Here is a 22,051-nt window from a genome sequence, read left to right on the forward strand (position 1 = left end):
AAGGAGTGATTGTTTGAAGTACATACCTAATCTATTGACCATTTTTCGCATCCTAGCTTCCCTGTTGATACTCGTCGTCTCCGATCGTTTCTTCTTTCCACTTTATTTCTTTGCAGGAGTGACAGATATCCTCGATGGCTGGATCGCTCGAAAAATGAATTGGATGAGCGTTTTTGGCACTTTTTTGGATAGTATCGCTGATTTGATTTTCTTCATTGTCGTCGTGCTAAAAATAATTTTAACGATCAAATTGCCGGCATTTCTATTGTGGGGCGCGCTAGTCATCGTCCTGATTCGCTGTCTCACTTATTTAATTGGCGCCCTTCGTTTCCATCAATTCGCCAGTCTGCATACCTATCTGAACAAATTGACTGGACTGTTGCTCTTTTTGTCTCCGATTATTTTGCTCATCATTCCGGTCACTCCTTTTGGGATCATTCTTTTGATTTGCGGCTGCTTATCCGCTATCGAAGAGTTTTTGATCGTATGGACTACTAAAAAGCTGGATAAAAATGTGCCGACGATTTTTCATAAACATTAAACTGTCTCATTGCATGATACTTTTCTACTGGGTAAACTAGTCATAGGACTTACGCGCGTAATGACTACTAATTGGACTGTTAGGAGGTGGCCCTCATGGCAAATGAGGATCAAAAGGATTTCAATGCAATGCTGAATGAAGATAAAGGAATGCCGAAGATGCAGATTGTCACCGATGAGGCGACGATCAAACGCTATGGCGGAACAAAGATGTACTTCGCACCCCCATTGGATTATGATGCGCTTATGAAGAGGATTCCTTATGGCAAAATCATTACTACCAGTGCGATCAGAGACTTTCTAGCCAAACAAAACGGCGGTGACTTCACCGAGCCAATTACAGCAGGCGCTTTTATCTCGATCGCTGCTTGGGCAAGTGAACAGCGTGACACAGACCCCACACCTTATTGGCGAACATTAAAAGCAAAAGGAGAGCTCCAACCGAAGTTTCCCGGCGGTGTGGAGGCGCAAATCGAAAAGCTTGAAGCTGAAGGTCATACGATCATTCGCCGTGGAAGAAAAAATTTCCGTTATTATGTTGAAAATTACGAAGAATCAATGTATGAGTTATAGCCGTTTTCTTTACGAAGACGGTTTTTTTATTGTATTTTTTTGCTCAATTTATTTGCACTTTTTTTGTGATTCAAGTCATGAAAGGCTTTTCCTTGATTCACCCTACAGTGCATATTTTTATTATATATTTTCCTACTTAGATTCGATAAAATGGTTGATAGGATAGGATTTTTGCGGGATATCCATTTTATTTAAAGGCTTCAATGCGCTCCCAGAAAACATTCTATTTTTCAATTTCAAACAGGAGGAAAACGATGGAGATTAGTGAACATACGCTCGCAGATTATTTGCTTCAACGAACCACCCTTTTCAATAAAACTAGTCCCCTCATCGTGACGGCTCTTTCCAACGAAAAGGACAAATACGTTGATGGCTATTTGAATTATCTTTATATCCTCAAACAAGGCAATAAAAAATACATTACGAAGCATTCAAAAACGACCGTCTCCAGCGGTATCGCACTAGCTCCGATCGATCCTAAACGGAATTATTTGGAGTACATGACCTATCAGCTGCGAGCCGGTTTAGCTCCCCAGATGGTTCCTGAAACCTATTTTGCCGATCCCGCAGCCCATCTTTTTGTTATGGAGGATCTCTCCTACTTAACGGTCTTGCGCTTTTCACTTTGCCGCGGTCAGCAATTTCCGCGTTTGGGAAAACAGGTCGGAGAATATCTTGCTCGGACACATTTAGCAACGTCAAAAATGAAGCTCTCCCCCGACTATTGGCATGCGTTAAAAAGCTATTTTCAAAATGGCGACATGCGGATCATTATCACGGATTTCATTTTGAAGCCGCCGCCAAGAAATGCTGAACCGAAAACAGCCTATGAAGAAGCACTGCTGGATATTCTGGATGCAATTTTAGAGGAGCCTGTCATAAAGCAAGAGTGGAACACCTTGATTGAACGTATTTCTACTAAGGACGAGTGTTTGATCCATGGCGATTTTCATTCTTCCAATATTTTTGTTTCGCAGAATTCTTTTAAAGTAATCGATATGGAATACACCATGACGGGACCCTTTTCCTACGATATCGGCTATTTCTTAGCCAACATCCTGTCTCAATATGCGGCCTTCAGTATCAAAGGCGATGCTTCCATGTGTGAGTTCCTATTGCAGGTCATTAAGGATACCTATAAAACGTATTTTACTTATTTTTCAGACCATGCAGCTGGGGCTCAGAAGGACTGCTTCTTAGAAATTTTACAAGATTCGCTGGGCTACTTGGCTATGGCTAATATCAATCGAATCGCCAATTTGGGAGAATTTCCAGATTTTGATTGCTTAGCTAGTCCTGAAAAGACATTCTTGGCAAAAGGGCTTTCCATGATGCTGGCACAAGCATTGTTCAAAAAGCGCGGACAGCTCTCAACCACTGAAGCGGCTTGCCAATTGATCCAAACAACCCGAAATAATTTTTTACAGCAATTAATCCTATAAAAATGTAACCGCTCTTATTTAACTTAAAGAAATGAGGAACGAGTATGCTATTGGAACAAATCACTTCGGCCGGTATCGTAGGCTGCGGAGGCGCAGGTTTTCCTACTGCAGTCAAATACAATACCGAAGCAGAGTATTTTATTATCAACGCAGCAGAATGCGAACCGCTTTTGAAAACAGACCACTATGTCATGAATCATTATGCTCAAGAGTGTGTTCAGGCCATCGCAGCGGTCGGACAATTATTAAAAGCCAAGCACCTAGTGATCGCAACAAAAGGCCATTACACAAAGGAAATCGCGGCCTTGGAAAAAGCAATCCAAGAACAAGGAGCGCCAATCTCAATCTTCAAAATGAAGAACTTTTACCCAGCAGGTGACGAACAGGTCATGGTTTTTGAGGTTACGGGACGGACGGTTCCGCCGGGAGGGATTCCGATAGAAGTCGGTTGTGTCATCTCCAACATTTCCACCATGCTTAATATTTACCAAGCGCAACAAGGAATAAGCGTCACTCATAAACTATTGACCATCACAGGCGCAGTCAAAGAACCGAAAATCTTAGAAGTTCCGATCGGCACTTCTTTTGATGACTGTTTGGCTTTAGCCGGCGGCGCGACGATCGATGATTTCATGTTTATCAACGGCGGTCCAATGATGGGGAAAACGGGAACTAAGGAAGATTTTTCTCAACAGGTTGTTACGAAAACGACTTCTGGGATCATTATTATGGAAAAGCGGGACTTTATCTATGAATTGCTAGAAAAAGAGATCCCTCAAATGATCAACAAAGCCCGAACCTCCTGTATCCAATGCCGCTTATGTACCGAGCTATGTCCTCGTTATCAAATTGGACATCCAATTCATCCGCACCGCGTGATGAGGCATCTGACGATCACGGATATACCTGATGATATTGATGATGACCCGATTTGGAAGGAAGCACTCCTATGTTGTGAATGCGGCATTTGTGAAGCGATCGCTTGTCCAATGGATCTGCTGCCGCGTCAGGTCAACATCTATGTGAAACAGCGCTTAGCAGAAAAAGGGATTCGCTATCAGAAAGATGATAAGCCGCTCACTCCAACTTTGATGCGTGAGTATCAACAGGTTCCACCAGTGAAAATTTTACTGAAGGATGGACTGAAGCAATACGCTGATTTAAAAGTGGAAGAACTTCATAAGCATGAAGCAAGCAGCGTCAACATTCCACTGAAAATGCATATCGGAGCACCTTGTGAGCCAGCAATTCAAGTTGGCGATCAAGTCAAGGTTGGCGATTTGATTGGAAGAAAGCCTGAGAAAGCGCTGGGGGCAGATATTCATGCCAGCATTGCCGGCACAGTAACTGCTGTAGCTGAAAGTATTACAATTGAAAGAAGGGGCAACTAATGAAAATAATGGATACGATCGGATTTTTAGAATTGAACAGTATCGCTAAGGGAATCGAAGTCGTGGACTACATGCTGAAAGCCGCAGACGCGACATTGATCATGGCACGAGCAAGCTGCCCTGGAAAATATTACATCATGATCTGCGGCCAGGTTGCGGCGATTGAACGTTCGATGGAAGTCGGAGCTGAGCTTGGCGGTCGTTATGTAGTAGGTCAGCTATTGATTCCGCGGATTCATCCTGCTGTGATTCAAGCGATCAATATGACCAAAGTTCCTGAAAACATTCAAGCGGTTGGTGTGCTGGAATATTATTCAGCGACAGGCTCGATCATTGCAGCAGACTTCGCTGTCAAATCAGCGGATGTTGAGCTTCTAGCTATTCAGCTCGGCACAGGCATCGCTGGAAAATCCTTCGTTACATTGACTGGTGATGTGGCCGCAGTAAAAGCAGCCGTCGAGTCAGGCGCAAACGGCGCCCAAGATCAGGCGATGCTCATTAACAAGATCGTCTTGTCTAATCCGCGCCCAGAGCTGATTGACAGTCTTCTCCAATAATAAAAAATACCATGGACTCAAATTGAATTGAACTCCATGGTATTTTTCTGCCCTAAATTCTCACCAAAGAGAGCTGGATGCAAATGCCTCCAGCTCTATCTGTTTGTTAATTAGATTAAGTCAAACGTATCTCTGACGATCATCAATTCTTCATTCGTCTCAACTACTAGTACCTCTACAGAAGATGCCGCCGAACTGATTCGTTTGCTGTTTTGCTGATTTTGGTTTTGATCGATCTGAATACCAAAGAAAGTTAAATCCTCACAAATCATCTGACGGATCTCTGAAGAATTTTCACCAATTCCCGCAGTAAAAATCAACGCATCGATCCCATCCAGCTCCGCAGCATAAGCCCCGATCGTTTGTTTGACACGACCGACAAACATGTCCAAAGCTAATTTCGCTCGTTCATTGCCCTTTTCAGCCTCGCTGATAATATCTCGCGTATCACTGCTGAATTCAGTCACGCCTTTAAACCCGGATTCAGCATTCATCAATTTATCCATATCGCTGGCAGAAAGATTTTTTTCATTTTGCAAAAACGGAACAATCGATGGATCTATATCGCCGCATCGCGTCCCCATCATCAAACCTGCCAATGGCGTGAAGCCCATTGATGTGATCACTGATTTACCATCTTTGATACCACAAATACTCGCCCCATTTCCCAAATGACAAGAAATGATTTTTAGCGACTCCAGTGGTTTTTCGAGATAGCTGGCTGCTTCTGAAGCGACAAATTGATGGCTAGTCCCGTGAAACCCATAGCGCCGCACGCTATCTTCTTCATAAAAACGATAAGGCAATGGATAAACATAATTCTTCGCCTCCATCGTTTGGTGAAAAGAGGTATCAAAAACGGCAACTTGCGGACAGTCCGGCAATTCTTTTGCCAACGCTTCGATCCCTACGACGTTTACAGGATTGTGCAAGGGCGCTAATTTGCTTAGATCCTTGATTTTCTTTAGAGCCTCTTGGTCAACCAGGCTGGATGTTTTAAAATCCTCCCCGCCATGAGCAACTCGGTGCCCTACGCCAGAAAGCTCATCTAAACTGGTTAAGACGCTTCTTTCCAGCAAAAAGTGCAATAGAAAATTGATTGCTTCTTCATGCGTTTTCCCCTTAACCGATGTTTTGACTTTTGTCTCCTTCATCGAATAAGAAAAAATCATTTCATCATCTAATCCAATCCGCTCAAATAATCCTTTTATTAACAGCTCTTCCTCTGGCATCTCGAATAATTGAAACTTCAACGAGGAACTGCCGGCATTGATGGACATGATTTTATTTGCCATATTCTTCCCCCTTGCCAATAGTGAGATCCGTCCTTTTGCCAGTAAGCAGCAGGCGAATTCACCGTAATAAGTTTATCCGATTCCTTTTACTAATAAAGTTGCAATGCAGGCACCAATGATTGGTCCAACGATTGGAATCCAAGCATAGCCCCAATTCGCATCACCCTTATTTGGAATTGGCATCAACGCATACATCAAACGCGGTCCAAAATCACGACAAGGATTGATTGCATAGCCTGTGGTTGATCCTAGAGATAGACCAATACCAATCAAGACAAATACAAGCATCAATGGCTGCAATCCTGGAGGAATATCAGCTGGCATTAATTGAATCGCTAATACAAAGAAACAAGTAGCAATGATTTCACTAACTAAGTTTAATGCTGTGTTTGGAATTGCTGGTCCAGTAGCAAAAATTCCAACGCTGTTTCCTTCTTCCACCGTTGTTTGTTGAAAGTGCGGCCAAAAATGGATCGCAGCAATCAATGCCCCAACAAATGCACCCGCTACCTGAGCGATAATAAATGGCGCTACTTGTCCCCACTCAAAGGAACCCGCTACGGCAAAACCAATAGTCACCGCTGGATTCAAGTGACCAGGCGAACCAAAATGACCACTGCTCAAAACTCCCAGCATAACCGCAACACCCCAGCCCATTGCAATATACAACCAGCTAGCGCCAACACCCTTTGCCAGGGTACCTTTCAAATTGACGGAACAACCGACACCTGAACCAAAAAGGATCAGGACAACCGTACCAAAAAATTCACCAAATACAGGACTATTCATCATGAGACCTCCTTATTCTTTTTAATGTATTTATTTTTCTTGCAGAAAAATAAGTCTGATTTTCATGCCGTATATCATTCCTCTAAACCGCTCATATTTCAGCTAGTTCATTTTTATTTCCTTGCTTTTTTACTGAAGTAATCTGCGAAAAGAGGAACTGACATCCTTATTCTTTTTAATGTATTTATTTTCCTTGCAGAAAAATGAATACGATTTTCTTACCATTTATTATTCTTATTTAATAATCTTGCGATAAATCTCTTTAATTTCTTCTTTCGTAAACTGAATTGGATTGGTCTTAAATGTTGTATCATTTAATGCATTGTTTGCGATGGCATCCTCAGCCAGTAATGCGGCATCTTCTTGAACACCAAAGCTATTCAATTTAATCGGTGCTTTGCACTCAATAGCCAGCTGCTGAACAGCTTGTGACAGATTCGAAACAGCCAAATGATCTGGCAGGCTTGGTGGGCAAATACCCAATTTACGTGAAATTCTCGCGTAATTCCTTCTTGTCTCTTTATTCTTGCTGTTCGCTTCTATCACATAAGGGAGCAGCATCGAATTGGCTAACCCATGGGGAACTTTAAAGTTTGCTCCTACCTGGTGGGCAATCGCATGACATACCCCCAGACCAGCAGCATCAAAGGCCAGACCAGCTAGTGTCGATGCCTCATGCATCTGAACCCGAGCCTCTAATTCCATGCCTTGATTCACACAAGTCGGCAAATACTGAAAGACCAATTCTGTCGCCTTTTCAGCCAAAGCATTTGTGTAATTTGTTCGATTGACTGAAGCCAATGATTCAATCGCATGAGTCAATACATCCAAACCGCTGAAAGCTGTAACCGATGGCGGGCTGGACATGACCAAGCTCGCATCTAAAATCGCTTCGTGAGGAATGATTGCCTCATGAAAAATCGGATACTTTATTTTATTTTGTGTGTCTGTTATAACAGAGGCGCTTGTTACTTCCGATCCGGTCCCGCTAGTAGTTGGTATAGCAACAAAACGCTTCACCTTATTGCCAGTCGTTCGTTTGTAGAAAAACAGCATTGCTTTCGCTGTATCGATCGCAGATCCTCCGCCAACGGCGATGACCACTGTCGGCTGAACTCTCGTCATATTTTCGATTCCCTGTACGACAGTCTCGATCGGAGGATCTGGGATAATATCAGAAAAAATCTCAACACTGTTTGTCCGCTTCACATAACCTAAAATTCTTTTTAAGCTATCAGACTCAGCCAGATAAGGATCACATACAAAACAGAGGGTCTCCTTTTCAAACTGCTGCAGCCGTTCAAGACTGGCAAAGCCAGAATAAATTTCCGGCTTCATCGACCATTTTTTCAAATAGCTTTCCCTCCTTTCTCCCTAACCAAGAGTAAGTTTTATACTTGATGTATTTCACGCTATCATTTTTGCATTTACTGCCTGCTCAAATGAATAGCTGTCTCTTGCGGATTCTTAACGAATTGAAAACCCATCGGTCAGCACACAACGGCGCTTCCGAGCAAAATCTCGAGCTGAAGTTGTACACTCTCCCGTAGGTGTTGCGATCGTGAAAGTTGTTGGTCCTTCTCCACCAAAGCCTAATCCCGCAAAGGATGAGCCGTTTTTAACAAAAATCGATGTTTGGAATTTCTTCGCAGCCAGATTCATCCGTCCAACATTTTGGGAATGCATCGTTGCGGTATGATGCCGGCGATTTTCAATCTGCAGCGCAGTTGTTAATCCTTCATCAAAATCCTTTACCGTAACAACCGGTAGAATCGGCATCAGCATCTCCTTCACAACGAAAGGATGGATCTTATCTGCGCGTAGAATAATGACACGCACATCAAAGTCTACCTTGATACCCGCTTCGGCTAAAATATAATTAGCGTCTTTCCCAATGAATTTCCGGCTCGGCGCGCCATTTTCCATGATTGTCATATCAACCATTTTCTGGATAACAGCTTCATCTTGAACCAGATAAGCGCCCTGCTTTTCCATCTGAAGGATCAGATAATCCGCTACCTGCTCAACAACGACGACACTTTTTTCTGCTGTACACAAAATATTGTTGTCAAATGATGCACCGATCACGATATCCTTCGCTGCTTTTTCAATATTTGCTGTTTCATCAACAAGTGATGGCGGGTTGCCTTCACCAGCCGCAATAACTTTTTTCCCGCTCTTCAATGCTTGGCGTACTACACCCGGTCCGCCTGTAATTGCCAACAACGGCACATCAGGATGAACCATCATTTCTTGGGCTGCTTCGATTGAAGGCTCAGCGATCGTAACAATCAAGTTTTGAATACCACACGCCTCATAAACAAACTCATTCAATTTGCTTACGACCCAGCGTGAGATTTTCTTCGCTCCTGGATGAACGCTGAAATAGATTGCATTACCCGCTGCCAGCATTCCGATTGCATTACAAATCACCGTCTCTGCTGGATTGGTGCTCGGTGTGACGGCTCCGATAACACCATAAGGCGACAACTCATAGAGAGTCATTCCATTGTCTCCAGTCAACGCTTCTGTACGCAAATCCTCCACGCCTGGCGTTTTATCCAAAACTAGCTGGAGTTTTTGCAGCTTGTCTTCATAACGCCCCATTCCAGTTTCTTCTAACGTATCACAGGCTATCTTTTCAATATGCGGTCTCATCCCGCAACGAATCGCTTCAATCACTTTTCTTCTTGTTTCTAAGGTTTGATTTTCATAGCATTCTTGGGCAAATTTTGCCGCATGAATCGCTTCTTCAACAGTCTCAAAAACACCAAATTCCTTCGCCGGAGAGGTTGTTGTTTGAGCTTCTTGAAGAATTTTAACGATCAATTCCTTCATCTCTTCTTCACGCATGTCAAATCTCCTTCAACTTCTCTAAACCTTTTTGAGCGATCGCCATATCTTCTTCAACTGCACCGCCGCTGATACCTAACCCGCCTAAAACCTTACCTGATGACTCTTTTATTACAAAGCCGCCGCCAAAAGTAACGATTTGTCCGTCCGTTAAGGTCTCTAACTGATAAAGATCTCCTGCCGGCTGAACCAGCTCTTTTAATTCATGAGTGTGGGTCTTCATCGCAACAGCCGTGTATGCTTTTTTTTGCGCTAGAGCTTCACTGACTAGGAGTGCTCCGGCCATTCGATAAAAGCTCACAAGACTGCCAGTCTCATCAACAAGCGCCATTGAAACAGGAACAGCTATTTTTTCTGCTGCTTCTTCACAGGCTTGAAAGATTTCATGATGTCTGCCCAACTGACTCTCGTGTATCTGAGGACGGCTTCGTTCAAGATAACGCCGCAAAATCTCATCTACCAATTTTTTTTCATCTCCACGGTGGTCTTCCATTCGAGCAAAGATATAAAGACAATCAGATAGCCGATTAACAAATTTCCTTACATCCTCCCGTACCTCCGCAGAATCCGATAAATCTGTCAGCAGTCGTTCACCACGTCGGCAAATAGCGCGTGCCACATGGAGTTGTGCTGCCGAAAGGGTTTGACCCGGTAAAATAAAGCTATGCAGCTCAGGCAAGCGTTTGGTGTATTGATCGATCCATTCTTCCATCTGCTGAATGTCGCCAGCTGAAATCAATGTGCTCTTTGCTTCTAGCTTGAGGAGATCTTTTTCTGTTGCAATCTCTGCATTCAATCGGAATAATTTTTGCTGAACCCATTCCAAATGCTGGATTGTCTCAGGATCCTCTGCTAGCTTCTGAGCAACACTGACCTGCGCGCAACATTCGTCAAATGTTCCGTAGGTATCGACTCGCAGATCTGATTTTTTTACTCTTGTTCCATCAAAAAGGCTTGTTGTTCCTTTGTCTCCCGTTTTTGTATAAATCGCCATATACTTTCCTCAGCTCCCTAAAAATCAAACGTGTCAATAATTCCAACGATTGCATAATCAACAGCATCTGAAGAAGTCGAAAACAGTTTTCTGGCAGAAGAACCGCTGGTCAACAAGACGTAATCTCCAATACCAGCCCCTACTGTATCCGCCGCCACTTGCTGGAAGCGGATTTCCTGCTGCTCGGAGTTAATCGGTTGGATGATCATTAATTTTTTTCCCACCAATGATTCATCTTTTTGGGTCGAGACTACACTCCCAACTACTTTTGCCATCAGCATAGGGTTGAACTCCTTTCTCTAATTAAGGATGATTTTTCTTTTGAAAAATCTCCGCTTTTCGTGCCGTATACCATTCTACTAACTTAATTTTCACGTTATTCTAGCTTCCCTTGAAATTAGTTCTTCTTCATTAGATTCCTGCGAAAAGTAGAACTGGCATCCTTTTCTACCACAATGACTTTCTTTTCCTGTAATCGATCCCTGGCCAAATCTGTCACTAATTGATTAGCAGCCAACAGCAAAATGTCGTTTTGCGTCAGCATAGCGATTTTTTGATAGGTGATCACTTTGTTAGGAAATAGAAAATATTGTTTTCCTTGGTTGTTCAGCAATTTCACACTGCACTCGTTGAATAATTCATTTGGAATCAAATCCGTGTTTGAAAAAGCCAGTTCGAAGGTCAGGGAACAATCATAGTTATAGCTCTGATACAGCCATTTCACTAGAGGATCCTGATCATCCTTCTTGATGAACCGCTCTAAAAATAGGATATCTACTTCGGTCAAATGAATATGCTTATTGTATAAAAAGCCGCTAATTCCTTGATTAATATGGGAAGGCGTACGACAAGAAAGAAATAAGGTATTTTGTTCTCGCTGATTGATGATTGAAATAATACGCTCAACTAACTCGTCCATATTCTTACTCCCAATTCTTATTGCAGACAATCGTTGCTCTTTCAATTGGAACGCTGTTTTACATTCACTACCTTAATCGATGATTGGAATGGAAGACATCGCGATTCCAATTGGTGTAACAAATTGAGGATATTTTGGTTTATAAACCTTTTGGTCCAAATAATTGGAAAACTCTTTTTCAAATTCAGACAGATAAGAAGCTCCGCCAACGACATAGATTGGATCTGTTGGATGCTTTTTCAACACATTGGCAGTAATATCCGCCATTCGTTGAATCACCGGACGACAAATAATAAAATTTTCTCGATCACGTGCTGGATCTCGTTTGATCTGCTCGGCCTCTTCGATGGAAATTTTATTATTTCCGGCGATCACTAGTGTCATATGGGTCCCGCCGGTAGGCTCATCTTCTACAATAATCGGCTGACCATTCTCAAAGATGCTGATCCCCGTCGTTCCACCACCAACATCCACGACCGCTCCTTCATCTACACCTAAAACTAAAGCGGCTGCGGTTGGTTCGTCGACTAATTGATCCGCCAGCATGTTCGTACTCTCGATGACATTCGCCACCACTCGTTTATTATTGCCGACGGTTCCCGGAGGAATTGCACCTGAGGCCGCCTTCAAAGGAAAACCCAGCGTTTCCTCCGCTTGAGCACGCAGTCGATTAACGATTTGAACGGATTTTTGATAATCAACGACCAGTCCATCGCGAATGACATCCGCATACTCAAAGGCACCAAAAATCGGTCGATCCTTTCCATCTAAAACAACCAGTACAATAGAGGAAGTACCTAAATCGATTCCAACTTTATAGCCATCTTCAGGATCGAACTCCTCAGCTTGTTTTGTATTCACAAGTTCATGAAAAGATGTTAATAATTGATTGGCTTTTTCGATTGATTCCATACTTCCTCCTTTGGATTATTCTTTAATAATCCGTCCTCGTGTATTTGGCTGTATATCTGCAGCGTTTGCTTCATCTGTATCTACATGCATTTCTAAAACAAAATTCTTTCCGGGACGCAACTCAACATCGTTAAATAGGACTCTACGCGCTCCTTCAAAAATTTCTACTGAAACAACTTGACCCTCTTTTAAGTTTAAACGTTCCATATCCTGATAATTTAAATGGATGTGGCGCTTTGCCACAATTGCCGCTGGAATCGTCAACTCAGCTGCTTCACTGCGAATCGTGATTTCAACAGCATCCTCTAAGTTACCAGATAAACGAATCGGAGCTTGAATTCCCAGAGTTCGTGCATCGGTTTTTGAAATCTCTACCTGTGAACGTTTCCGTAAGGGGCCTAAAATACGAGCCTTTTTGATCTCTCCTTTAGGTCCTATCAGAGTCACCGTCTGCTTCGAAGCGAATTCTCCCGGCTGTTTTAATGGTTTCAAAGGCTCGATTGATTCATTTGGAAATAGAATGTCAAAATGTTCTTCCGTTAAATGTATGTGTCGGTTAGAGATGCCAATTGGAAATGTTTCTGCTTGCATCTCCAATAACACTTCACGAACAATTTTTCTAATTTCCTCAATGCTAAAATTATTCATTGCCTACTTTAGGCACTAAAACGTCATCAACATCGTGATGCGGTCTTGGGATTACGTGAACGGAAACCACTTCTCCCACTTTTTCAGCAGCCGCACTTCCGGCATCCACTGCTGCTTTTACTGCACCAACATCGCCGCGAACCATAACGGTAACTAAGCCTGAACCAATTTTTTCAGTTCCAACTAGTGTGACATTTGCCGCCTTAACCATGGCATCGGCCGCTTCAACCGCACCAACTAGTCCCTTTGTTTCAATCATTCCTAATGCATCATTCATGTCTATTCCTCCTATTTCATGTCAAAGAAATTTTTTACCACAGAAATCAATCCTGTCTTCAAGTTGTGTATTCTCTTCCATCTATTTTTTCTTTTTGGAATCTGAAGATTTTTTTGACCCTTTAGGTGGATTTTTTTTCTTCTTTGGTTCCTCTTTAATCGGTTTTTCTTTGATTTCCTCTTCTTTACTGCTCTCTTCCTTGAGTAGTTCATCAATCACAGGTGGTTCATTCGGCTGCGGTACCTCTTCAATTTTCTCAGTTGGCAATTCCGCAGGTTCATTCTCCACTGGTGCTTTCTCCAAGCTTTCAGCAGGTAAATCAGAGGTCTTTTGTTCTTTTGCAAAGAAATATTTTTGTAAATTATTGGCTGGGCGAGGAATCACCAGTGCTGATAGATACACATTGTTTGCGACAGCTTTTGCTTTACCAGCGTCTACAGCAGCCTTCACTGCTCCGACATCGCCAGCAACCTTCACTGTCATCCAGCCGAAGCCCTTTGCTTTTTCGACGCCTAAGAGCTCGACATTCGCTACCTTGACCATCGTATCTGATACTTCGATTGCACTAGCCAATCCTGTTACTTCGACTAAGCCAATTGCTTGTTTCATATTTTCACCTCCATAGGATCAATTGATTTGAATGGCACACCCTTTACTAAACGTGCCGCATTCCCGCCAAAGCTTTTCAAAATCAACGGCGGACAAGTTACAACTCGTTGAATCGATTGATAAGGAGTTTCTGGTGCCAAATTTTTATAATGAAGGGCGGCTTCATTATTAACATATCCGATTCCAACATTTAATGAAGACGTGTTGGCCGCTGCATACGCAGCCTCTGTCGCAGTTGGAAAATCTTTTTGTTCAATCACAAAAGGAATCTTCTCTTCCTCCAAGCCATAAAGGATGTATTGAATATCATCCGTCGAAGCCGTTTTAGAGAAATAGATCAATACTATTGGTCGCACATTTAAATCAAGCTCCATCGAATCCCTCCCTCAAATAGGAAAGGATCAACCCAGTTGCAACAGCATTCCGCGGTCCTTCGATTTGTCGAATATTTCCGCGGCCTGCTACTAGCCCACAATGAGACAGGGCGTTGGTTACGATCTGCGGGATTTCAAAATCCAAAGCTGATCCTCCAACGATTACCACAAATGGAATATCGCGAATACTTCCAGTAGGACTGACCCTGCGAAGCGCCCGCAACGCATTGGTTACAAAAACGCGTTCCTTCGCGGTTTGCCGAATCAATCGGATCTTCTCGATTGAATCATCACCTGGTATTGGTACAAACCCATCAGGCGTTACGACAACTACTTTTGCAAACAATACCGGATCTAGCGGATCATCAAAGAATTGAACCGAGCCGTCTTCGTGACGGATATAGAAAATATTTTCCACTTTTGCTAGAGGATATTTTTTGATATCTTCAGCTAAATAGACATCTTCCAAGCCTAATTCTGATTGGATCAGCATTGTCACCATGTCACCGGCACCAGCCAGATGTGTCGCCACGATCGTCTCATCTTTTTTAATGATGGAGGCATCGGTTGAACCAGCGCCTAAATCTAAAATTGCCAATGGAGCTGAAGTTCCTGGTGTAGTCAGAGCGCCTAAGATAGCTGCCTCAGCCTCCGCACCGCCAATTTCAACTTTGATTCCTAGATCTTGCTGAATTTCATCTGCAATTTTTGACATCTGCAAATGATCGGATTTAACCATAGAGGCGATTCCGACTGCTTGTTCCATCGAAAACTCTCCGGCTAATCCACCCTTGACACTGATCGGTACAAAGGTGTCGACCGCTAATAAATCCTGGATAAAGATTTGGTTGACTGGGCGATCAGTTAGTTCCGCCATCGTTAAACGAACCTTCTCTAACATACCGCCAACGTTCGTTCCAGATTCTCCGGTTACATTGTCAATCACGTCGAAGGCCGAAACAGCCTCCATGATTTTTTCAGCGCCCGCTGAAATCCCAACCGTACTACGACGATTTCCGCCAGTAATCTCGATTTTTCCGGCAGGGATCGTTCGTGCTTTGACATCGCCCTTTGGCGTCTTTATGACTACAGCGGAACGATTTCCGATTAAGGCACGTGCAACAGGAACAATGTTCTTAGTTGCCTCAGAATCAAGATCAAAAACCGTTGCGATCCCATAAGGGTTTGACAATTGTGAAACGCCGCGGCCTGTCTCAGCAACTTCGACTGCAGCCAGCATATTGACAGGAACCTTATCGATATAAGAAACTTCATCAACGATTGGAATTTTTTTTGTTAAACGATTGTTTACCAAAACCCCATCATCGGATTGCATGATGGCCGCAGTGATGAGATAACCATTTTCAACGAAATGATTGATCCGACGAGCAACATCATCGAAATCAAACGTCTTCTCGATAATCAAAATATACGGGGTATCCTTCTTGCCCAGCTTTTCGATCTCAGCAAAACGAAGGGTCGTTCCGACTCCCAGTCCTAACCCGCCGGGTGTTTTAGGATTGTGACCGATCATCGTTGATTCGGTGATGATCGTCTCGGTGATCGTTTCCATTGCAACATCGCCAATTACAGGAGTTGCTTCATTGATGCGTATCAAATCGATTTCTTCGACTTTTAATCTATTTTTTTGACAGGCCTCGTTGATCGCCTTATAGATACCAAATAGATTTTTCTTCGTTCCCTTTACTCCAGTCGTTTCCGCAATTGCTGATTCTAGGAATCGGACATGTTGATGGTCATCAATTTCAACCAAAGCAACTTCAGTTGAGGAATTTCCAATATCAATCCCAATTACACGTTTCATCATTCATTGCTCCTCTTCCTGAATTTCCGAACTAGAAATTAGTTATCACCTTTAAGTTTTTTCCGTTTTTCATAATGCGCAGCCGCTTCACGAACATAAGCCGCACTGATTTTCGCATCATATTTTGTTTCTAACTCGCTCGCGATATCTAACAGCTCTTGTTTACTTGAACGGTAAGGTCGCAAAGCATTATACATTTCCAGCACTCGTGTATCAGGAACAGCCGTTAACTCAGATGCACGGTCGAAGTTGTTAGCGATCGTTTTTCTACCTGCACTCGTTGCAATTTCTCCTTGTGCTTTCAAAATGCGCGGAGTGATTTTCAAATCGTCAGGTGTTAATGATCCATTCAATACATTTTCTAAAGTGATATCGTCTAAGGTCTTGCCTGTTTTCGTTTTGATCCAATCAGGATGATTCTTTGCGATCGGATAATCCGCAACAGTTGCTGCTCCAGAACTTACTGGATTTTCTGATGCTGCGGGACTTGCACCATTATTCATATCTTTTAAGATTCCTCGAACCAAACTCTCGATAGATTGCTCATTCATTCTAGTCACCTCACTATAAAGTTACAGAAATTTCTTCTGCTGGTTTTCCGATTACTACGTGTTTTGTTTCCTTAATATGGAGCAAAGCTGACAAAGCTTGATATTTCGGCCGCGCCATTTGATCGTTCATCATTGGTACTGGATTTGGTGACTCGCCTTTGGCATATTTTGCAGCATTTTTCCCAATAGACCGATATGTTTCTAAGGTAATCAGTGGCGCTTGCGGGAAGAGCTCTAGATTGGATAAAGGCTGCAAATCTTTTTGGTGAATGATTGCCGTGCCTTTTGATTGAATCGACACACAAACACCTGAGCCTGATAATTTATCTCCCTCAACCGCTGCGAAGGCAACGTCAGAAGTACGATAAACTTTAACCACTCGAGCCTTTAATCCTTCTTCTTCAATGCCCGCGATCACTTGTTTTAAAATATCTTTGTGGGGAACACCAAGAATATTCGTTGTTTGTGATTCTGCATATGCCGGTGCTACAGCAATAACTACTTCATCCTGAGAATTTCCTGGTTGAGCAACCCCAACAGATTTAAACCAATCGGATGATGCTGCAGGTTCTGCCTTTGGTTGTTCAAAAGCAACAGGTTGATCTCCAGTATTCGCTTCCATTTCTGTTAGAACTTCTTTAATAATGGAGCGTAAAAGATTTTCATTCAGTTCTGTCATTTTTACTCCTCCTTAAATATCTTTCGGATTGATTGCTTTAGGGATCGCTTTTACTTTTTCCCATTCTGAACCGTCAAGTCGGTAACCTGTTCCTGGTCCAGCATAATCATTCTTGTCGTTGACAGCAGAGATAACATTCCAATCCGCATCAAATATTGAAGAAGTTTGTAAGAAATCTCCAGCTACACGTTGTTTCAAAAGATTGAGCAAGCTTGCTGCCACATCTTCAAATCCGCTTTCTGACAATCCTTTTACAAGATCCAGCCCAGTCTTACCTTGAGTGAGTAATTCTTGTGCTGCTTTAATATCTTGAACCATGTCACGTTCCGGCATGTCTTGTGATCCGCGAGCATACGTTGCTGCTTCAACCTCTTCATCTGTAATCGTTGGCAAGCCTAATTTTTCAAATAGACCTTGTAAAGCTTTCGCTGCTTTATTACGAACCGCAATTACATCTTCTTCACTGACTGGTCGTAAACCGCCGTCTACTCTTAAGTCACGTTGGATGATATTGTAATCATCGAAATCATCCGCATCAAAGTTGGAGCCGGCAAACATATTGTCGTAGTTTGGTGTTGCCGAGTAACCTGATGAAATGAAGTCTGTTCCCGGTAAGAATTGCATTAATAAGCGTGCAGTTCTGCGGATATCAGAATGTGAGAAGGTTTGGTCATTTCCTGAAGCAACTTCCAAGTCAAGCAGCATAGCAATCAGGTTTTCAGCTAGAATAGCGCGAATTCCTGATGGTACTGCCCCTGGAACTCCGATACAGCTGATCGAACCATTCTGCAAGCCTTGAACGCCGGCAGCTTTTGTTAAATAGATACAACGAGTTTCCAGATAAAGCATTGACTTGCCTTCTGCATAACCCATTTGTACCTCTGATCCAGTTCCAGAAGTAAAGCGCATTTTCAATCCGCGGGAGGCATAACAAGATGCTAAGAACCCTTTAGACCAAGGAGTGTCATCTCCATCGGTAAACACTTGCTCAGTCCCATACACAGAGATTGTTTCTGCATAAGCTGTAAATCCGCGCATACCCAAATCAAGCTCTGTCGCTTCTTCTAATGAACATTGTGTCAAGACACCTGGACGGCCAGTTTGCGAGCCGACCATGATCGCAACCGCGTTAAACGGCGCGTAGCGTGCTACAGCTACTGTTGTTTCTTGTTCGTCAAATCCGCGCAAAGCACCTTCAGCCGCATCGGCAGCGATTTGTACCGGATTATCTCGAACGTTCGTCACGTGAGATTGGGTTGTCGGACGACGACGAGCACGCATTTTTTGTACAGCCATCATCATTTCAACTACGTTCATATAGCCGACTACTTCATTCAATTTCCCTGGTGTAGCAGCAGTCGTTAACTGTACGATTTCTTCTCGAGAAATATTTGGATCAACGATTTTATTCGCTAATTCTTTAGAAGGAATTGCCATTACTTCTTCTGTGCGAGTCAAATCAATTCCGTATTGAGCAATATATGAATCAATCAAATCAAAATCGGCTTTGTCTTTTCCATCAAGCTCAACTACTTCACCATTGAGAATCTTGATACTTGGCTTAGGGTCATTAGGACTTTGCATCGCAATTAATCCTTCTTCTACCCATTCATCCACGAAACCATCTTGATTGACCGGTCTTTTTTCTAGTTCTTCAAATCGTTTTGATTTCATCTATTTTTCACTCCCACTCTTAAATGTATGATGGTTGATCATTTTTAGGCGTGCTTCCCATGGTTCCCAGTAATTGACAACCAATGTCGCGAGCCGAGATGATCGCCTGACGAACAGCACCTGAATCTCCTGTAATTGTCATCGTTACCTCATTTGAGAAACTTTGCCCATTTTGCGGTGTTGCGTAAGAAACTACGTCAACATTCGCTGATTTCAATGCCGTATCAGCCATTACAACTCCAATTGCGGCAGGAGCACCAACTAAAATCCCAAACGCTTTTCCAACTGGGGCGCCAAAAACCTTATTGCACGCATAACTTGCACGAGCTGTATATTGACATTCAATATGTCCAGCTTCGTTGCCGTATACGTCTCCGAAGGTACGTGTATCTACTTCTTTCAAAGTAACTTCTACCGCACGCTTCACATCAGATACATCGTCGCCGCCAAAGATTACGATCGAACCATGACCAGCTCCGCCTTTTGTATCACGAGGCATTTCAATCAAGATAACTTCAGTATTTGTTGCCTTAACAGCTTCATCAGCAGCCATAATATGAGGTCCGGCACCAGTACGAGCGCCTACAATTCCGATTGAACGATATTTTTTCTCTAATTTCATTGTTTCTAATAAAGATGAGTCTACGTTGGCAATTACTAAACCAATTGTGTCTCCAAATTCTGTAGCACCTACAAATTCTGTCAATGCACATTGCTTTTCAATCATTTTTCGATCTCCTCCGTTTGTGGTTTTCATCTCATTTCCTGTTTCCATTTTTGCGAGCACGCGCTTCATGATCTCTTCGATCTTTTGATCTGTGTTTGCCATCAGCTATCCCACCCTTTCTATTCTGACTTAGGGAGCAAGCCTTCAACTTCAGTATGTGGACGTGGAATAACATAATTAGAAACAACTTCTCCTACTGCGTCAGCTGCAGAAACTCCTGCATCAACTGCTGCTTTTACTGCACCTACATCTCCTCGTACCATAACAGTGACTAATCCAGAACCAATTTTCTCCGTTCCAATTAAGGAAACATTCGCAGCTTTTACCATTGCGTCGGCTGCTTCAATGGCACCAATCAACCCCCTAGTTTCAATCATTCCTAACGCTTCCTGTTGCATAAAACATTCCTCCTAATTTTTTGATAGCACTTACATTTATTATGATAAACAAAAAAGATAGAACAAATTTGTCCTATCTTTTAATCCGATTATTTGGAATATTAAAATTTTGTCGCTGCAATGTGTCAAGACAACGTCAAATAAGCCTTAATCAACTATCGATTAAAGTTACAAAATAGCAAAATTTTGTCTTCTGCTAGTCAAAATAATGTTATTGGTATGAACTAGATTTAAAATGAATTTAGGTTCTGGTAGAATGATAGATGACTAGGAGGCGCTTACATGGAAAATATCAGTACACTGAATTCGCAAAGTTCCTTGCAACTTTCCAAAACAATCCAAGATTTTGCTCTCGCTGCAGATTTTGGCTCGGTCCTTGTTGACATACATGGAAAGGAAACTTCCGACCTGTATAACTTCTCCCCTTTTTGTCAGATAATGCGTTCTAAGCCAGAGTTCAAATCTCTTTGCCAAAAATGTGATGCCTTTGGAGGCTTGGAGGCCTCAAAAAATGGTAACCCTTGTATTTATCGTTGCCATGCCGGACTTACAGATATTTCATTACCTATTATTCGCAATAATCAATTAATCGGCTTTGCATTATTTGGCCAAGTAGAGATGACTGATGACGCTGAGAACCCATTTACCCGTATCCATCCGATCGTTACTCACTGGGAATCTTCCCCAGAATTACGTCAAGCGAGAAAGAAAGTCAAGACTGTCAATACGACTCAAATTGAATCCGCGGCTGCCTTATTAAAAACAATTGGCGATTACCACTTTAATGATAATGATCCACGAGAGCAGATTAAATTTAACTTTCACTCGAATAAAAAAGAAACAAAAGACCCTATAAACTCAAAAAATGATGAAATTCGTAAAGCTATTTCTTATATTGATACCAATCTAACCACCAATTTAACCCTTGAGGATGTTGCTAATCATGTTTACCTGAGTCAATTCTATTTCAGCCGTTTATTCAAAAAAGAAATCGGTGTCAGCTTTATTACCTATTTGAATCAACAAAGAATTGAACAGGCAAAAGTTCTTTTAACTCAGTCGAGCCTTAGTATCAAGTCTATTTCACAAAATATCGGCTATTCGCAAACCAGTTATTTCTGCAAAATATTTAAGGAACTTGTTGGCATGACTCCCGTCAATTATCGAAAAATAAAATAGCCTCTATACTAAACAGCCGGATTTCGGCTGTTTTTTTTACAACAGCTAGCTTATTTTCGTATGCATACGATTTACCATCATCAATGATTTCTTTTTTCGCTATATAAATAATAAACAGTGGAACTCGCAAAAAAAAGTGAGGTGTCTGGAAGACACCTCACCAAATAAACGTCACTTGGACTATTCATGGTGAAATAATTCTCCCAATACAATTATCTCGGCAAAAGGAGAGGTATCCTGACTTCGCTTCATCCTCCATCTCGCCTTCCCGAAAGTGGCCTATTGAGATTTTGTCCGCGCATACAGTAGAAAGGGTCTGCCAAGGATTCGCACCTTGTTCCCTGCTCCAAATGCTCTTATTCAATTATTCACGAGTACATGATAACTCAGAATAGATATGTTGTCAAAACTCATTTGTTAATAAGAATTCTTTCAAATCTGTAATGCCTGATTTATTTATGGAAGATAATGAAAATATTTTTTTAGCACCAGCTAATCGTAATCTTTTTTGCGCCAGCTCAAACTCAGCTGGACTATGCTCCAAATCAGTCTTCGTAATGATCCCGATCATCGGTTTCGTAAAGCGCGAAGAAAAACAAGGAGGAAAATAATTCTGCTTACTCGCAATGCTTTGAACGAGAGCAATACAATCAGCTTCAACTGCTGAGCTTACTAAAGCATTGTAGTAAAAACGGTTTTCCATGAATTCACCCGGTGTATCAATCACATTATCGGTAAAATAAACCTGCTGTGTTTTATGATATTTGATTTCCCAATCATTTAGAATCTGCATCAAGGTTGTTTTTCCAGAGCCCGTCTCTCCAATAAAAATGACACGCTTCATA

25 protein-coding genes and 1 riboswitch are annotated in these 22,051 nt (G+C 42.3%); of the genes, 6 read left to right on the forward strand and 19 right to left on the reverse strand.

The features are described from left to right. The first annotated feature begins 13 nt into the window (after positions 1 to 13). From IGI67_RS06985 to IGI67_RS07005, 5 genes are all read left to right on the forward strand, one after another. On the forward strand, positions 14 to 541 hold the full coding sequence (locus IGI67_RS06985) for a CDP-alcohol phosphatidyltransferase family protein (RefSeq protein WP_429957231.1): 528 nt from the start codon (positions 14 to 16) through the stop codon (positions 539 to 541). A gap of 95 nt (positions 542 to 636) precedes the next feature. Then, positions 637 to 1,113, forward strand: a complete 477-nt coding sequence (locus tag IGI67_RS06990; RefSeq protein WP_207110491.1) for an MGMT family protein — start codon at positions 637 to 639, stop codon at positions 1,111 to 1,113. 254 nt (positions 1,114 to 1,367) lie between these two features. After that, entirely contained in the window at positions 1,368 to 2,555 is a 1,188-nt protein-coding gene (locus IGI67_RS06995) for a phosphotransferase (RefSeq protein ID WP_429957232.1), read from the forward strand. A 44-nt stretch (positions 2,556 to 2,599) separates the two neighbouring features. Continuing rightward, positions 2,600 to 3,946 carry a 4Fe-4S dicluster domain-containing protein gene (locus tag IGI67_RS07000; RefSeq protein ID WP_429957233.1) on the forward strand — a complete coding sequence of 449 codons (1,347 nt, stop codon included), beginning with the start codon at positions 2,600 to 2,602 and terminating at the stop codon, positions 3,944 to 3,946. Continuing rightward, the gene (locus IGI67_RS07005) at positions 3,946 to 4,503 is read left to right on the forward strand and encodes a BMC domain-containing protein (RefSeq protein WP_207110494.1); all 558 of its coding nucleotides are present in this window, start codon (positions 3,946 to 3,948) and stop codon (positions 4,501 to 4,503) included. Before IGI67_RS07000 ends, IGI67_RS07005 begins: the two co-directional genes overlap by 1 nt. A 110-nt stretch (positions 4,504 to 4,613) precedes the next feature. Here IGI67_RS07005 and IGI67_RS07010 read toward each other — a convergent pair whose 3' ends face one another. The 18 genes from IGI67_RS07010 to IGI67_RS07095 all read right to left on the reverse strand — a co-directional run bounded on the left by IGI67_RS07010 (position 4,614) and on the right by IGI67_RS07095 (position 20,027). Continuing rightward, positions 4,614 to 5,798, reverse strand: coding sequence for an acetate/propionate family kinase (locus IGI67_RS07010; RefSeq protein ID WP_429957234.1), 1,185 nt, complete (start codon positions 5,796 to 5,798; stop codon positions 4,614 to 4,616). A 72-nt stretch (positions 5,799 to 5,870) separates the two neighbouring features. Next, on the reverse strand, positions 5,871 to 6,587 hold the full coding sequence (locus IGI67_RS07015) for an MIP/aquaporin family protein (RefSeq protein WP_207110496.1): 717 nt from the start codon (positions 6,585 to 6,587) through the stop codon (positions 5,871 to 5,873). 234 nt (positions 6,588 to 6,821) lie between these two features. After that, entirely contained in the window at positions 6,822 to 7,940 is a 1,119-nt protein-coding gene (locus tag IGI67_RS07020) for a 1-propanol dehydrogenase PduQ (RefSeq protein WP_429957235.1), read from the reverse strand. 114 nt (positions 7,941 to 8,054) lie between these two features. Continuing rightward, positions 8,055 to 9,440 carry an aldehyde dehydrogenase family protein gene (locus IGI67_RS07025; RefSeq protein ID WP_207110498.1) on the reverse strand — a complete coding sequence of 462 codons (1,386 nt, stop codon included), beginning with the start codon at positions 9,438 to 9,440 and terminating at the stop codon, positions 8,055 to 8,057. 1 nt (position 9,441) lies between these two features. After that, positions 9,442 to 10,434: a cob(I)yrinic acid a,c-diamide adenosyltransferase gene (locus tag IGI67_RS07030; protein ID WP_429957236.1), complete on the reverse strand. Its 993-nt coding sequence runs from the start codon at positions 10,432 to 10,434 to the stop codon at positions 9,442 to 9,444. A gap of 17 nt (positions 10,435 to 10,451) precedes the next feature. Beyond that, positions 10,452 to 10,715 carry a EutN/CcmL family microcompartment protein gene (locus tag IGI67_RS07035; protein WP_207110500.1) on the reverse strand — a complete coding sequence of 88 codons (264 nt, stop codon included), beginning with the start codon at positions 10,713 to 10,715 and terminating at the stop codon, positions 10,452 to 10,454. Positions 10,716 to 10,831: 116 nt separating this feature from the next. Then, positions 10,832 to 11,353 (reverse strand): PduM family microcompartment protein, encoded by a 522-nt coding sequence (pduM, locus tag IGI67_RS07040; RefSeq protein WP_429957237.1) that lies wholly within the window; start codon positions 11,351 to 11,353, stop codon positions 10,832 to 10,834. 72 nt (positions 11,354 to 11,425) lie between these two features. Further along, positions 11,426 to 12,265, reverse strand: coding sequence for an ethanolamine utilization protein EutJ (gene eutJ / locus IGI67_RS07045; RefSeq protein WP_207110502.1), 840 nt, complete (start codon positions 12,263 to 12,265; stop codon positions 11,426 to 11,428). Between the two features lie 15 nt (positions 12,266 to 12,280). Beyond that, positions 12,281 to 12,913, reverse strand: coding sequence for a phosphate propanoyltransferase (pduL, locus tag IGI67_RS07050; RefSeq protein WP_207110503.1), 633 nt, complete (start codon positions 12,911 to 12,913; stop codon positions 12,281 to 12,283). Beyond that, complete coding sequence (locus tag IGI67_RS07055; RefSeq protein WP_242550480.1) at positions 12,906 to 13,190, reverse strand: BMC domain-containing protein; 285 nt, start codon at positions 13,188 to 13,190, stop codon at positions 12,906 to 12,908. The genes pduL and IGI67_RS07055 overlap by 8 nt, the downstream gene beginning before the upstream one ends. Before the next feature lie 81 nt (positions 13,191 to 13,271). Next, positions 13,272 to 13,799: a BMC domain-containing protein gene (locus IGI67_RS07060; RefSeq protein WP_429957238.1), complete on the reverse strand. Its 528-nt coding sequence runs from the start codon at positions 13,797 to 13,799 to the stop codon at positions 13,272 to 13,274. Beyond that, entirely contained in the window at positions 13,796 to 14,173 is a 378-nt protein-coding gene (locus tag IGI67_RS07065) for a glycerol dehydratase reactivase beta/small subunit family protein (protein WP_429957239.1), read from the reverse strand. The genes IGI67_RS07060 and IGI67_RS07065 overlap by 4 nt, the downstream gene beginning before the upstream one ends. Further along, a complete protein-coding gene (locus IGI67_RS07070) occupies positions 14,163 to 15,998 on the reverse strand; it encodes a diol dehydratase reactivase subunit alpha (protein ID WP_429958619.1) in 1,836 nt (611 codons plus the stop codon). The genes IGI67_RS07065 and IGI67_RS07070 overlap by 11 nt, the downstream gene beginning before the upstream one ends. Before the next feature lie 38 nt (positions 15,999 to 16,036). Continuing rightward, a complete protein-coding gene (locus IGI67_RS07075) occupies positions 16,037 to 16,549 on the reverse strand; it encodes a diol dehydratase small subunit (protein WP_207110506.1) in 513 nt (170 codons plus the stop codon). 13 nt (positions 16,550 to 16,562) lie between these two features. Beyond that, positions 16,563 to 17,228, reverse strand: coding sequence for a propanediol/glycerol family dehydratase medium subunit (locus IGI67_RS07080; protein WP_207110507.1), 666 nt, complete (start codon positions 17,226 to 17,228; stop codon positions 16,563 to 16,565). A 12-nt stretch (positions 17,229 to 17,240) separates the two neighbouring features. Beyond that, positions 17,241 to 18,902 (reverse strand): propanediol/glycerol family dehydratase large subunit, encoded by a 1,662-nt coding sequence (locus tag IGI67_RS07085; RefSeq protein WP_207110508.1) that lies wholly within the window; start codon positions 18,900 to 18,902, stop codon positions 17,241 to 17,243. A gap of 19 nt (positions 18,903 to 18,921) precedes the next feature. Next, entirely contained in the window at positions 18,922 to 19,731 is an 810-nt protein-coding gene (gene pduB, locus IGI67_RS07090; protein ID WP_207110509.1) for a propanediol utilization microcompartment protein PduB, read from the reverse strand. Between the two features lie 17 nt (positions 19,732 to 19,748). Beyond that, positions 19,749 to 20,027 (reverse strand): BMC domain-containing protein, encoded by a 279-nt coding sequence (locus tag IGI67_RS07095; protein WP_010746546.1) that lies wholly within the window; start codon positions 20,025 to 20,027, stop codon positions 19,749 to 19,751. A 282-nt stretch (positions 20,028 to 20,309) separates the two neighbouring features. Between IGI67_RS07095 and IGI67_RS07100 the strand changes: the two genes are divergently transcribed. Beyond that, the gene (locus tag IGI67_RS07100; protein ID WP_429957240.1) at positions 20,310 to 21,206 is read left to right on the forward strand and encodes a PocR ligand-binding domain-containing protein; all 897 of its coding nucleotides are present in this window, start codon (positions 20,310 to 20,312) and stop codon (positions 21,204 to 21,206) included. Positions 21,207 to 21,415: 209 nt separating this feature from the next. Beyond that, a riboswitch (cobalamin riboswitch) is annotated at positions 21,416 to 21,589 on the reverse strand. A 20-nt stretch (positions 21,590 to 21,609) separates the two neighbouring features. On the opposite strand, the gene IGI67_RS07105 is transcribed toward IGI67_RS07100, so the two are convergent. Further along, on the reverse strand, positions 21,610 to 22,050 hold the full coding sequence (locus tag IGI67_RS07105; RefSeq protein WP_207110511.1) for a EutP/PduV family microcompartment system protein: 441 nt from the start codon (positions 22,048 to 22,050) through the stop codon (positions 21,610 to 21,612). Position 22,051 lies beyond the last annotated feature (1 nt).

This window comes from Enterococcus sp. AZ196, from assembly GCF_050498845.1.
GTDB classification, from domain to species: Bacteria; Bacillota; Bacilli; order Lactobacillales; family Enterococcaceae; genus Enterococcus_A; species Enterococcus_A murrayae.